Genomic DNA, 13,833 nt, shown 5'->3' on the forward strand with positions numbered 1-13,833 from the left:
TTTTTAACGTACAGGACATAAGTCCTGTTTCATAAAACCTAAACATTATAAATTTCACCCCCTGAGCGAAGCAAAAGAGATTATTCGTGTCTTTTTTGCTATTGTGATCTACCAACGATATATCCTTCTGTGTGGGTGAGAACTTTAGTGACACGAACAATAATAGCCATTGCTGGGGCATCTGCCTCTGGCAAATCTCTTTTTAGCCAAACAATTTATAATGAATTGGTTAATGAGCTTGAACCAGGTGCCATCGCCGTAATTGAAGAAGATGCGTATTATAAAGATCAATCACATTTACCGTTTGATCACCGTACGCAAACTAATTACGACCATCCCGAAGCGTTTGAGCATGAGCTAATGTGTAAGCATTTAACTCAGTTACGCAATGGTAAAGCTGTTGAAGTACCAACTTATGATTATGCTCAACATACGCGCAGTGATAAAACACGCACCGTAATGCCAGCACAAATATTGATAGTTGAAGGTATTTTATTGCTTAGCGATAAAGCGCTACGTAAAGAATTTGATATCAAGGTGTTTATTGATACACCCCTTGATATTTGCCTAATGCGCCGTATGCAACGTGATATGGAGCAACGAGGCAGAACATTACAGTCCGTTGTTGAACAATATCAGGCTACTGTGAGACCGATGTTTTATCAGTTTATTGAGCCCTCAAAGCACAAGGCTGATTTAGTGGTCACACGAGGTGGTATGAATCGCGTCGCCATTGATATAATTAAAAGTAAAATAAAATATTTACTGCAAGAATAACAACGGGAATAACAAAAAATGACAACATTTATGAGCTTAGTCGGCATGTGTGTGCTGCTAGGCATTGCGTTTACGGCTTCGACAAACCGCAAAGCAATTAATTTAAGAACTGTCGGTATCGCTTTTGCTATGCAATTTGTAATTGGTGGGTTTGTACTGTTTTCAGAGGCAGGCAAAAATGCACTCGTTGCCATGTCAAAAGCCGTATCATCAGTGATCGGTTTTGCTAATGATGGTATTAGTTTTTTGTTTGGACCATTAGCAAATCAAGATACTTTAGGGTTTATTTTTGCCATTCAAGTATTACCTGTGATTGTGTTTTTCTCAGCGTTAGTGGCTGTGCTATATCACTTAGGTATTATGGACTGGATTATTAGAATCCTCGGCGGTGGTTTACAAAAACTGTTAAAAACCTCCCGAACAGAATCGCTTTCAGCAACGGCAAACATTTTTGTAGGCCAAACTGAAGCACCGTTAATTGTTAAACCATTTATTGCAACCATGACTAAATCAGAGTTATTTGCAGTTATGGTGGGTGGCTTAGCCACTGTGGCAGGCTCTGTAATGGCCGGTTACGTTATTATTGGGGTTGAGCTTAAGTATTTAATTGCTGCCAGCTTTATGGCCGCACCGGGTGGTTTTTTAATGGCTAAAATGATTGTGCCAGAGACCGAAACCCCCAAAGATAACTTAGCTGACTTGGATATTGATGAAGATAAACCTGTTAACGTGATTGATGCAGCGGCATCAGGTGCTGCTAACGGAATGCATTTAGCATTAAATGTAGGCGCAATGCTGTTAGCATTTGTTGCTTTAATTGCCTTACTAAACGGTTTATTAGGTGGTATTGGCGGTTGGTTTGATTATCCAACACTGACATTACAAGAAATTTTAGGTTATATATTTGCACCGGTTGCCTGGTTATTAGGTGTGCCGTGGAGTGAAGCAATTATAGCTGGTAGCTTTATTGGTCAAAAATTAGTGGTCAACGAGTTTGTTGCTTACTTAGACTTTATGAATTATCGCGATACGTTAAGTGCGCACACACAAGCGATTGTCACATTCGCGTTATGTGGCTTTGCTAACTTATCATCGATAGCAATTTTACTAGGTGGATTGGGCGGTATGGCGCCTAGTCGGCGAAAGGATATCGCACGCTTAGGGCTCAGAGCAGTGTTAGCAGGATCTATGGCTAACCTTATGAGCGCTGCAATTGCAGGTTTTTTCCTCTCGCTAGCTTAGAAACTTTGAGATGAGCCTTGGTTGCAAAACAATAGGATGAGCCTTTAAGGGGTTAAAGACTTATCTGATTTGAACGATACTTCACAAAGGGCCGCAAGGCCCTTTTATCGTTTCGCCACAAAATTATTCCAAAAATGTACTACTCTTTTAACTTATACCGTGATCTAATATTGCACAGAGAAATTATACCAATCGTGTTAAGTTAATGACCATTTATAGCGAAAGATAAATACAGTGATAACAAGGCAGACATTTTGACATGCAGTTGTTCTTGGCAATTGCTCCTGCATTGCTCTGCATCCATGCAGTCGTACATGAAAAATTACTAACGCAGTTAGCGCTTTATTTAGTCCGCTAGAATGGTTAAATATTTAAGCCGATTGGTATTATCATAACAAAGTAACAATCGTTGCTCTGAGCAATTGCTACTATATCTATACAATCGTATATGGATAGTTTTTAACACAGCTAAATAGAGTAAATTAATGCAGATATTAATAGCGTGCTTTTTGCTTTTGGTAACTATGTCAAGTTTTGCACAACCAACGCTAGTCGTTGTTACTGAGTTCTCGCCTCCTCATCAAACACAAATTGGCAATAAGGTGGGTGGATTCAGCACTGACATTGTAACTATGATTGTTAATGAAGCGAACATGAATGCCTCCATTTCAATCTACCCTTGGGCCAGAGCTTATCAGATGGTCTCTCGACAAAAAAACACACTCATATATAGCCTTGCTAGAACGCCTGAGCGTGAATCTTTATTTCATTGGATAGCACCTATTGTTCATTTTAAGTTAGGCTTTGTAAAGCTTGCTCAGCGCGATGACGTACGAGTAAATAACATGCAGCAAGCGAAGCACTATAAAATTGCCGTACAACGGAATGATCTTGCCTATACTGTTTTAAACAACCATGGATTTGATCTGCTTTTAACTCCCGACATTCAAAATTCTTACCATTTATTACTAGCCAAAAAAGTCGATTTAATAATAGATGATGAAAATTATATTCCTGCAATGAGTAAGCACATAGGCGTTTCCCCTGATCGGTTTAGCTTCATATATGCGATTGATGAGCTCAACGTTGATGGTTACTTAGCTGCAAATTTGGATATCGATCCTGAAATTTTACATGCTTTACAGCAAGCATTTTTAAAAATAAAAGACGCCGCGAAATACAAAGCACTGTTGGAAGCCCATTAGCTGGAAGCGCTCAGCTGATAATGTTAAAAAGCATGCAAAGTGTATGCAATCACCGATGGCAAGTAATAGTGGTTCTATCATTAAAATAAATAACGCAGTATAAATCGTTTTAAACCAACCCTTTAGGTATTTCACAAGGACTTACTTCTGTATTGTTACTTCTTAAAAGGGACTGCCATTCTTACAAAGTAACGCCTTAATATTAAGCCCCTGCGAAACGCTGAATACTGTATATTGAGGTGGATTGAGGTGGATTGAGTATATAGAACAACTATAATTAAGACTGGTTCAACTTTGCAATGCATTGCGGCTAGATAACATACTACTATTCATTCGTATATCGTTGTCGGTACAGCTTCAAATTGTCAAACGCTTTTAAGGCTGCTAACTCTTGATTAAATCGTTCAATAATTTCAGGGGGGATCGCTTTATTAAAAACAAGGTAATTCCCTTGTAGTTTATCAACAGGAAGCTCCACTAATTTTACAACTTCTTTGCCTCCGTAGCCAAATTGCTGTAATTGATAATCAAGTGTCTGTTCTGATCCAAGGATTAAGTCAATTTTATTCTTAAAAAATAAATTAATATATTCATAGTGGTGAGCGAATTTAAGTAAATTTTTATCTTTTTCAAAGCCTATTTCTTGTATTAGCTCTTCGTAAACATCTCCCCTTACTAACCCTAGGGTGTAATTAGCTGTTTGTGCTAAATTTACTGGTCTTATATGATTATTTTTCGCTAAACGATAAAAATAAGTACGAGAAGATACGAGTGGTCCCACCCATTGAAATAAGCTTTCTCGCTCAGGGCTACGGGCTGTGGAGACAAGTCCAGACAACGGATTTTTTTGTACTAAACTGTATGCGCGTGTCCAGGGTAATAACTCAAACTTACACTCTAACTCTGTGCGTTCACATAGCGTGCGCACTATATCTAAATTAATACCTTGTAACTGCCCTTTATTTGAAAAATTATAAGGCGGAAACTGCTCTGTATAAATAGTTACAGTGGGCTTTTCGGCACCGACGCCGATGCAAGAAAACAAAAAACAGCAGGTTAGAGTAATAAATCGAAAGATAGTAAGCTCACTGCGAATGAAAATGTAGTTAAATAATAGGAAGGGGCTTATGCTACGTCAATTTTTAGACACAAAAAAAGCGCCTTAAGCGCTTTTTTTTATTTTCACTTTAAAAGTAAAAATTATAACGGAGTGATGTTATCCGCTTGTGGACCTTTTTGACCTTGTGAAAGAGTAAACTCTACACGTTGGCCTTCAGCTAAAGTTTTGAAACCATCGCTTTTTATTGCTGAGAAATGTGCGAAAACGTCTGGACCGCTTTCTTGCTCGATGAAACCAAAACCTTTAGACTCGTTAAACCACTTAACTGTACCTGATACGATGTTAGACATAGTAATATCCTGATATAAAAATAAAATAATTGCCCTAGTGGGCGGGTGTAGCAAAAAATGAGATGGTACTTTAAAAACTTCAGGACGGTACTACAAGTATTACTTATACAACATCGAAATGGAGATTTATAGCTTACATGCTTTCTTTCTAGCTGGCGCTTAATATATAGATTTTTCAGAGTATGTCAAACTATTTATTACCTACCTTAAGCTTAAGCTTAAGCTAATTTATTTTCTAACGTAGCCTATTAAAACTCAAATTCTAAGGCTAACCTAAAGCTGTGGTTCTTTTCGGACTGACTTATTTCGGTAATAAACCCCACTTCCCACTTAAGCTGTCGCTGACCATTAAATCGGTGCAAGCCAATGAAACCGGGGCCAACGCCAAAAAAATCTTCCCCAACAAACAGTTCTAACGCGGGTTGAAACTCAGAGCGGTAACGGTAACGGTATTGCGCTCGGTATTCGCTTTCCCATTCATTTTTAATATCCCCCCCCCATTCGTATACTAAAAACACATTCATAGTTAAACTGCTTTTGCCGAATTCTTTTTCCCATAAAAAACCTGTTGTTGCTTCGTATACATCACTATTATGGTGTTTTTCCAATTCAAACAATGCCCCCCAATCGGCCCATAGCCGTCCCTGCTCGACTAATTGCCAACGTAACTCAACTTCATAGCCCGCTAAGCCAAAGTCACCATTGTCATCACGCTCGCCAATTATATACCCTTCTAAACTCATGGTGTCATTAATTGCACTACCAAGGCCAATGCGCTGCGCTAAAATATTCCCGCTACCCGTCTGGTGGGATACAATACGCCACTCTAACTCACGCTCAAATGGGAGAACATAAGGGTGGTAAACTTTATCGACCACAGTCCCATCTGCATATGCATGTGTATTAACTAAGTTTAATAAAACGCCTAATAAAATAACGCTTATAAACCTCATAACGTCTCCTTAAATTGGCTTTTTTTGCCTATCAATAAGCATACCAATACAAACACACTGAACGCAGCTGTATATACCCACAAAGCAGTCAAGCTTGGTGTCGCTTCGTATCCCATGAGCGCTTTTAATACTCGTCCTAATTCGGAGTTCTCGGCAATAAAACCTCGCCAGTCAACATAACGAGTGGTGATATCAAGTACATCAATTTGGCTTGCAAGATCTATCACGATCAATAGTTTTGCTGTGGCATTTGAAGCTAGCAAAATATGCAGTGAGTTATCACCGAAGTGCGTTTTTAAAGTTTCTAACAAAAAATAAAATAACGTACCAAAACTAAAACAAATGCCGACACCTAATAAGGTGCCAATTAATAAGGGCTCGGCGGCTTCCTTTGCTTGCCAAAAACCCACGATATAAATGATGTAGTGACTTAAATACAATACCATGGCACTGATGATAGCCACGGATGCTGCCCACTTTTGCTGATTACATGCCAACAATGACGCGATAAAAATAATGCAACACACCATTATTTGCGTGAACTCAAGCCCTCGATGCTCAAATAATTGACTGACTATGGCGGCACTTTGCACATAAGCAAAGCTGCAAACTATCCCCGAGCCTAAAATGACAAGCAGTTGCTTTCGGGTCAAATCAACTAATCCATTGAGTAATAAGCATAATATAACAACAGGCAGTAATTGATTAATACTCATTAATAAACTAGTTATCAGCATTAGTGACCTCTGTTGCAATGACTACACCACGCGCTGTATTAGGTGAAAACTCGCCAAAAAATTCATAACGCCCGGGACTTAGAGGGCCAATATAAATCACACTTTGACGCGCGGGATAAAGCACCTTTTCACGATTTAGGTCAAAGCTATCAAATTCTTCAGGTGTTGAGTCTTGATTCTCAATGAGTAGTTTTAATTTTTTATTCGCGGGTACATAAATTTCGCTCGGATAGAAAAGATGGTCTTTTAAAATAAGTATAAATTCTTCGCTTTTTACATTTAATGGGCTTAAGAGTAATAGTAATAAGTAGCCACGAGATAGGTTTTTATACATGTGTGTATACATTCCTATGTGCTTGTTTAAACTCTATATCAACTCGTAACCCGCCCAAAGGGCTGTCTGTTAAAGTTATTTTACCATTGTAAATTGCGACTATGTGCTCAACAATCGCCATACCCAAGCCTGCACCTTGCTCCCCGGAAGGGTGTTTATCACCACCAACACGGTAAAAACGGTTAAAGATACGTGCTTTTTGCGCGTCGTTAATACCTGTACCAGAATCATCAATCTGCCAAATATAAATACCCGGTCGTTGTAATAAACGAATAATGATCTGCCCACCTGCAGGAGTGTATTTAATTGCATTACTGAGCAAATTACTAAACAAGGTCGTTAAGGTAAACCCATCACCAGCAATGATAAAATCATCGCCTTCAAGACTAATTGTGTGGCCTTTTCTTTCAATTTTTTCATATAATTGTGCCACAACTTGTTGGCTAATCTCGAGCACTGAAATAGGATTAAAATTTGCATGCCACTGCTCTGGACATGTTCGCCCTAGAATAAGCATTTGCTCAACAATGTTACTCAGTTTATCAAGCCCTTGTGACATTGCTTTTAACTCAATGCTATCGGCTATGTCGTTTTGTAAATTATGAACATTAATTTTCAAACTACTCAAAGGTGTACGTAATTCATGCGCTGCATCAGATGCAAAAAAACGCTCCCTTAAATAAGCACTTTCAACACGTTTGAACAAATCATTTAGGCGGGTAATTAACGGCTTTATTTCTTGCTCTGATACTGTCCATTCAATGGCTGTAAAGTCATTTGCTTGGCGTTTTTGTAGCTGCGAAGACAACCGTGTTAGCGGCTTTAGTCCTTGTTTAACAAAGAAACTAATCAATATAGCGAGAATCGGCACACTCCAAAGTAGTGGCGTCATAGCTGATAATATAACGGACTCGGTCAATGCTTGGCGTTTACTTAGTGGCTCAGCAACAAGCACGTGTTTATTCGCTAAATGCAATCTGTACACCCGCATACGTTGCCCCGCTAAATTTTCAACACTCAACGCTTGCTGCCATTTAGCATCTATTAGCTGCACAGTTTGTAATGCCCTCGAACTACTGACTAGCTCTCGATTACGCCAAACTTGAAAAAGTAACTCAGGGAGATCATCACTTAACACCGTTTGACTCGATGTTACAGGTTGCTCTATGAGGACATGTCCTAAGGTCTTTAATTCATTATCAAGTAGTGTTTGTGCTTGATGCATACTTTCACGATAGCCTTTACTAAATGCTAAAAAGCACGTTAGCACGACAATAGAAAGAATGATCAGCGTTAAACGCCTTCTGATCGACACTAACGTTTACCCACAACATAGCCTATACCACGAAGGGTTTTTATTAAGTCTTTGGGAACCTTTTTACGCAAATGATGTATATGCACTTCTATGGTGTTGGATCCGACTTCTTCGCCCCATTCATACAATTTACTTTCGAGTTGTTGTTTTGATTGCACTCGCCCTTGGTTTTCTAATAAAGCTTTGAGTAACATAAACTCTTTACGAGGCAAGTCAACATCTTGTTGGCCAACGCGCACTCTATGCGCAGCAGTATCCATGGTTATATCACCCACTGATAATACACTACTTTGTGTCTGCGTTAAGCGCCGACTCGCCACTCTCAATCGTGCAAATAATTCAGCCGGATCAAATGGCTTTGCTAAATAATCATCAGCTCCTAGATCAAGGCCTTGCACTTTGTCGTCAATACTCCCTCGTGCTGTTAATATCACTACAGGCAAGGTTCTTGATTGCTTTTTTATATGCTTTAGTATGTCTATCCCGTCGCCATCTGGTAATCCTAAATCAAGAATAACCATTTCAATTTCATCACTTTGCAGACATTGCAACGCTGATTTAACGCTCGCGCAATGCTCTACGCTATAGCCTTGTTGGCGCAAGGAACGGCATAACCCTTGCGCTACTAACATATCATCTTCAACGAGCATCAAATGCATAGGACGTTATTATCTCTTTAGTTTTCTTTCAACTTTAGCCAGCAAAGTGGTTATTTCTTGCTGACGGTATAAATCGGCTTTAGGTCGCAACTCGCGCGCAGGAGCCGTTTGTGCAATCAATAAATGCTTTTTAGCGTCACTGTATTTACGTTCATCATATAAAAATGCCGCGTATAAATAATTACTATCAATACCTTGGGGATTCAACTCTAAAGCCTGCCTAAAGAGTGTGTCTGCTTTTTTAGCATCACCAAACCCAATCGGCCACCCCGGTACTTTGCCATATAAAGTAGCTAAACTGGTATAAGCCGAACCTGCCAATGCGCTTGCATCTAAGCTTATTGCTTGTTCAAACTCGGCTTTTGCATCTTTTGCGAGCCCCAATGCACCTAACCCGCCTTTAGCACCCGCGTAGCTTGATAACACAATACCATGCCAAATATGACTTGCTGCTTGTTCATTATTTGCTTTAGAGAACTCACGTGTTTGCTCTACAAGTTTTTCAAATGCCTTTAATTGGCTGTCTTCAACCAACTCATAATTTACACTTGCCCATTGCGTTTGTATTGTGTGTAAATCATCAGCAAATTCGGCATAAGCACTTTGCGATAAAATTACCGCAGCCAATGCTAACGTTGTTAAAATTAGTTTAGTCATATTCGTTCACCTTTATCAATTTAGTTTGTAAAAAAACTTTTAATTTTAGGAAGTTGTTTTTCTATTGCGTTATCAACTATGGAAGGGAATACTCCGTTTATTCGGGCAAAAAAACCTTCTGGAAAACCAATAAAACGCCGTTTTTTAGTAGAATTCATTAATATAATGAGTGCTTTTGCTACTTGCTCGGGTGAGTCCATGGTGTTGCCAAGCGCTTTGTTCATGGCGCGAATTTGGGGGGAATTAATCGCGGTGTCTGTCGCGCGCGGAGCGAGATACAAAACCCGTACTTTACTGTGGCTAAGCTCTCTCGAGAGCGCTTCTGTCATTCCTCGCAGCCCAAACTTACTAGCACAGTAAAGTGTTTGATACGGGTAACCAATACTGCCAAATGACGACCCAATATTCACAATCGTGCCATTTTTTGCTGTGATTTGTGGTAGGAATAACTGGCATAGCTTAATTGGCACAGTCAAATTAATCGCTATTAACTGATCTATTTGCTGCTCAGTTATCTCGCTAAAAGCCTGCATCACATTAATGCCTGCATTATTAATGAGCAGCTGCGCACCTCCTAATTGCTGCGTAAACAATGCAAGCTCATCGCGCACATTAGCCTCACTTAAGTCACCTTGAAATATTTCAGCCTGATCATTACACTCGCCTTGAAGGCGTTTTAGGGCTGCTTCATCGCGGCCAACTAAAACTAATCGCCAGCCTTGTTGAGCAAGCTGCAACGCAATTGCATGACCAATCCCTCCTGTAGCCCCGGTCAGCACGCAAATTGATTTATTCATGCTATGCACGCCTTACTTTGTGATGTTGCTAAGGTTTGACTGAAAAATGGGTCTGTATCAAGCGCGCGGAAAATATTGCCATACAGTTTGTAAAAACATTTAGCCCCGTGGATAATGGCCTGTTGATCAGCTTCATCTGTTATTTCATTCATTAAACTTTCAAAAAACTTCACGTGTTCAATGTCTAATGCCCCATGTGATGTTAAGTAACTAAACGCATTTTTTGGTAACCCAACAGCATCACGAATTTTATTGGCGGCATTATCAGCTAACGCAATAGATGTCCCTTCAAGTACATGTACCATGCCAAAAAAACTCAGTGGGTTGCCACGATTAATACTATCGTAGGCATACGAAACCATCAGCTCTGTGGCAAATTGTGGCTTGCTTTGACGCACCGCTTCTTTATCGAAGCCGCAAGCTGCAATATCATTAAGTATCCATTCCTGATGGCCTAGCTCTTCTTCAATATATTCAGCAACCGCCTCTCGCAGCCATTCTTGTTGGTCGTTTAATTTTGCACCCAGTGACATCATTAAAGGCACGGTGTGTTTTACGTGGTGATATGCCTGAGCTAAAAAAGAGGCATATTCAGTTAAACTTACTTGGCCATTAAATACTCTCGTAATGATCGGTGCTGACAGTAAATACTCACGCTCGTTTTGAGTAGCTATTTGTAATGTATTAAAAAAGTGGCTCATAGTAAGTCCTCAGTACTTAAATTTGATTCGTATAACCTAGCTATTTGCTGATTATATTTGTTATGGATGGCTTCGCGTTTGGGTTTGTTATTACTGGTTAATAACCCTGCTTTATAACTCAATGCTACGTTTAATCGATACCAACGTTTTATTTTTGCGTAATCTGGCAGTTGTTGATTAACCGTGTCGATATGCTGTTTAAGTTGGTCATCATTCATGTCTTCATTTACATAAATTAATGCACACAAGTAAGGCTGACTTTCGCCAATAACAACGGCTTGTAAAATATCACTATGGCTTAGTAATAAAGACTCTGGCCATTCAGCACTGATGTTACGGCCAAAACTGGTGATAATTTGATTTTTTAATCGCCCTTTAATATGTAGTCGCCCTTGCTGTTTTATTACCAGATCGCCAGTTGCATACCATTGATTTTGATCGCGAGCAGACTGGCCTAAATACCCTAAAAATAAAGGGCCTTTTATGTATAATTGACCATTATCAATTCGTGTTTCTAAGTGAGGCAAAACACGTCCCGCACTGATAAGTAAATCATCATTATGCGTGTTAAGGCTCACCACAGAAGCCGCTTCTGATAAGCCATACCCTTGATAAACTGGCAAGCCAAGTTTGCGCGCTAATCTGATAACCTCACTACTTACTACTGCGCCGCCTACAGCTATAAACTTTAAACTTCTAGGCGCTTGCCAGCCTTGCTTAACAAAACTTATAAGGCAACTTAATAACTCAGGCACTAAAATTAGAGTATTAGGTTGTACTTGGTCAATCGCAGCTATTAACTGTTCAGGGTTAGCTAATTGTGAACCTGAAAAACCCAGTTTTTCCAGCGCCATTAAATGAACACACCCGCCAGCAAGTAAAGGGGCATAAACACCAGCAACATTCTCAAGTAATACAGGTAGAGGTAATAAACACAGATGCTTAGGCTGTTCTACTGCAATTTTTTGGTGTAACGATGTAGCAACTTGCAGTTGACTTGCAAGAGACAGGCAGACGCCTTTAGGGTTGCCTGTTGAACCCGATGTGAACGTTATTTTATGTGTATCATCAAAATACTTTACGCATGCTACATTTTGTAATTGGTAAATAAATAGCTCATAGCGCTGACATATTTTAATGCTGGCAATAAACTGAGCGTTATCAGCGTTATAAACTTGACTAGTGATCAATATATCCGCGCCACTACTTACAAGACTATGCTGCACTTGCTGGGTGCTAAAAAACAATGGCAAGGGGATGGCAACTTGACGCAACTCACTGATCACACTATCTATCACTAGCCAAGCTGGGTTGTTATCAACTTGATAAGCAATGCCGTGCCCTTTAAGCGTTGCTAAGAGTTCGCCCAGCTTTATCGCTTCATCATTTAACTCAGCTTTAGTGAAAGTAGTTTCCTGCTCATCATGACTGACTAATACCGTTTGCTGAGCGTGATGCGGTAACATATTTAGCCAGTTCATAAAGTTTCCAACTTATGTAAAAGTTTTGCTGTAGCTTGTATATACTGTTGTTTAATATTAAAAAGTGCAGGGGTATTCAATATACATTCATGAGCATATTTTAAGTCAACCACACAGATGGTTGGCTGGTTGTCGTAATAGCTGCCCCAATCTGCTGGATGAAGTAGTGCATGGCTATTTGCAAGTGCTATTTCCGTACAGTTTATGCCAAGCACTTTAAGCAATGCGCGTACTTTTCTAGTTGCGCAAAACACCAAATATTCAGTACCGCTGTTATATAAAGCTTCGTTTACAACAACAAAGTGCGCCAATGTAGCTCTGCGGTGGCTTGAACACAAATTACCTAACTCATAAATGTGTTGGCGGGATGCATTTACAAAGTGTTCAATAGGTGTAGGAAGGTATTGCTCAATAAACAATGGCGTTGAGGCACAGCGCAGCCCTAACGTGCATGTGTCACTGGCAACCTGTAGCTCACATAGTAGCGGCATAAACTGCTGAACCTGTGCATTAAATGCCGCAGCAAAACCTGCTTTAATGGTGCTTTCTATACGTGCACGTGTCGGTGTTTGATCTGTTACACAAACAAAAGTAGGGTCGGTATGTAATTGTATTTCAGGTGGTGATTGCTCGGCTATATGCATTATATTCACTCCACTAAGACTATGAATAGAATCTAGCGAGCGAAACTTAAATAAACCTTAAGATTAGAAACTGTTTACCTTTCAGGATTTAAATTTATTCAATTACAAAGTCGAAATATGTGTTCGGGTAAGCCTGCTGTTTATAAGTAAAGTGCCACCACTCCATGCTGTAAGGTGCAAAACCCGCTGCAACCATAATATTTTTAAGTTTGTACCTGTTGGCTTTTTGCCTAGTAGTTATACGTAGGTCATCCGTATTTGAAAGCGTATCAAACATATCAAATAGTGATCCCATATTCAGCTCAGTACCTTCACTGTCAGTTAGCGTCAGGTCAAGAGTTGAGCCACGACTGTGGCCTGATTTAGCTGCAATGTACCCACCTAGTAACTCATCTTTACCAAGGTTTGGATAATAGGTAGCCTTTGTTACTAAGTCTGTTGGGTCGTTCACCCAGCGTACAAAATGATCCACCGCACGTTGCGGGCGATAACAATCAAATATTTTAAAATTTAGACCGGCGAGCTGCGCTTGTTTATGGGCTTTTTGCAATGCGTAAGCAGTGGTTTTATGTAGCAAGCATTTTGCAGACTTATAGCCATCGATCGGTTTGCCAACAAAGTTATTACTGCTGTAATAACGAATATCAAACAAAGCGGTGGGCAAGAGTGTTGCTACATCAATAAACTCTTGTTGTTTTGTATTACGCACATTGGCGTTCGCGACACTACTGAAAGTAATAATACTGAGTAATAAGCACAATTTAAACTGTTTATATAACACCATAGTGCAGGCTTTAAAGGTGGGAAAATTGTACTTTTAATATTGCATACATAAAAAATATTGCCAAGCATTTATACCCAAATCACCTCAAGGTGCGAGTTTCAGCGTTATGAGATGACTTTGGTATATATTCATGTGTA

16 protein-coding genes are annotated in these 13,833 nt (G+C 39.6%); 3 read left to right on the forward strand and 13 right to left on the reverse strand.

The window, feature by feature from the left end; genetic code table 11:
• The first annotated feature begins 147 nt into the window (after positions 1-147).
• From udk to ACJJVX_RS03290, 3 genes are all read left to right on the forward strand, one after another.
• Positions 148-777: a uridine kinase gene (udk, locus tag ACJJVX_RS03280; protein WP_054203995.1), complete on the forward strand. Its 630-nt coding sequence runs from the start codon at positions 148-150 to the stop codon at positions 775-777.
• A gap of 18 nt (positions 778-795) precedes the next feature.
• Positions 796-2,019, forward strand: coding sequence for a NupC/NupG family nucleoside CNT transporter (locus tag ACJJVX_RS03285; protein WP_054203994.1), 1,224 nt, complete (start codon positions 796-798; stop codon positions 2,017-2,019).
• A gap of 524 nt (positions 2,020-2,543) precedes the next feature.
• A complete protein-coding gene (locus tag ACJJVX_RS03290) occupies positions 2,544-3,224 on the forward strand; it encodes an ABC transporter substrate-binding protein (RefSeq protein ID WP_235575679.1) in 681 nt (226 codons plus the stop codon).
• 325 nt (positions 3,225-3,549) lie between these two features.
• Here the strand turns inward: ACJJVX_RS03290 and ACJJVX_RS03295 are convergent, their stop codons facing one another.
• The 13 genes from ACJJVX_RS03295 to ACJJVX_RS03355 form a co-directional block, all read right to left on the reverse strand.
• Entirely contained in the window at positions 3,550-4,269 is a 720-nt protein-coding gene (locus ACJJVX_RS03295; RefSeq protein WP_212760605.1) for an ABC transporter substrate-binding protein, read from the reverse strand.
• 155 nt (positions 4,270-4,424) lie between these two features.
• Entirely contained in the window at positions 4,425-4,634 is a 210-nt protein-coding gene (locus ACJJVX_RS03300) for a cold-shock protein (protein WP_054203991.1), read from the reverse strand.
• Between the two features lie 248 nt (positions 4,635-4,882).
• Complete coding sequence (locus ACJJVX_RS03305; RefSeq protein WP_405630119.1) at positions 4,883-5,587, reverse strand: hypothetical protein; 705 nt, start codon at positions 5,585-5,587, stop codon at positions 4,883-4,885.
• The gene (locus tag ACJJVX_RS03310) at positions 5,584-6,324 is read right to left on the reverse strand and encodes a hypothetical protein (RefSeq protein WP_054452453.1); all 741 of its coding nucleotides are present in this window, start codon (positions 6,322-6,324) and stop codon (positions 5,584-5,586) included. The genes ACJJVX_RS03305 and ACJJVX_RS03310 overlap by 4 nt, the downstream gene beginning before the upstream one ends.
• Positions 6,311-6,658, reverse strand: coding sequence for a cupredoxin domain-containing protein (locus ACJJVX_RS03315; protein WP_054452456.1), 348 nt, complete (start codon positions 6,656-6,658; stop codon positions 6,311-6,313). The genes ACJJVX_RS03310 and ACJJVX_RS03315 overlap by 14 nt, the downstream gene beginning before the upstream one ends.
• A complete protein-coding gene (locus tag ACJJVX_RS03320) occupies positions 6,651-7,973 on the reverse strand; it encodes an ATP-binding protein (RefSeq protein WP_054452459.1) in 1,323 nt (440 codons plus the stop codon). The genes ACJJVX_RS03315 and ACJJVX_RS03320 overlap by 8 nt, the downstream gene beginning before the upstream one ends.
• A complete protein-coding gene (locus ACJJVX_RS03325; protein WP_054452462.1) occupies positions 7,973-8,632 on the reverse strand; it encodes a response regulator transcription factor in 660 nt (219 codons plus the stop codon). Before ACJJVX_RS03325 ends, ACJJVX_RS03320 begins: the two co-directional genes overlap by 1 nt.
• Before the next feature lie 9 nt (positions 8,633-8,641).
• Positions 8,642-9,289: a hypothetical protein gene (locus tag ACJJVX_RS03330; protein ID WP_405630123.1), complete on the reverse strand. Its 648-nt coding sequence runs from the start codon at positions 9,287-9,289 to the stop codon at positions 8,642-8,644.
• A gap of 20 nt (positions 9,290-9,309) precedes the next feature.
• A complete protein-coding gene (locus ACJJVX_RS03335; RefSeq protein WP_054452467.1) occupies positions 9,310-10,086 on the reverse strand; it encodes an SDR family oxidoreductase in 777 nt (258 codons plus the stop codon).
• The gene (locus ACJJVX_RS03340; RefSeq protein ID WP_054452470.1) at positions 10,083-10,787 is read right to left on the reverse strand and encodes a TenA family transcriptional regulator; all 705 of its coding nucleotides are present in this window, start codon (positions 10,785-10,787) and stop codon (positions 10,083-10,085) included. The genes ACJJVX_RS03335 and ACJJVX_RS03340 overlap by 4 nt, the downstream gene beginning before the upstream one ends.
• Positions 10,784-12,268, reverse strand: coding sequence for an AMP-binding protein (locus ACJJVX_RS03345; protein WP_054452472.1), 1,485 nt, complete (start codon positions 12,266-12,268; stop codon positions 10,784-10,786). Before ACJJVX_RS03345 ends, ACJJVX_RS03340 begins: the two co-directional genes overlap by 4 nt.
• Positions 12,265-12,912, reverse strand: coding sequence for a thermostable hemolysin (locus ACJJVX_RS03350; RefSeq protein ID WP_054452475.1), 648 nt, complete (start codon positions 12,910-12,912; stop codon positions 12,265-12,267). The genes ACJJVX_RS03345 and ACJJVX_RS03350 overlap by 4 nt, the downstream gene beginning before the upstream one ends.
• A gap of 94 nt (positions 12,913-13,006) precedes the next feature.
• A complete protein-coding gene (locus tag ACJJVX_RS03355; protein WP_082916323.1) occupies positions 13,007-13,696 on the reverse strand; it encodes a M15 family metallopeptidase in 690 nt (229 codons plus the stop codon).
• Positions 13,697-13,833: the final 137 nt, after the last annotated feature.

Source organism: Pseudoalteromonas sp. Ld20 (genome assembly GCF_045064175.1).
GTDB classification, from domain to species: domain Bacteria; phylum Pseudomonadota; class Gammaproteobacteria; order Enterobacterales; family Alteromonadaceae; genus Pseudoalteromonas; species Pseudoalteromonas neustonica.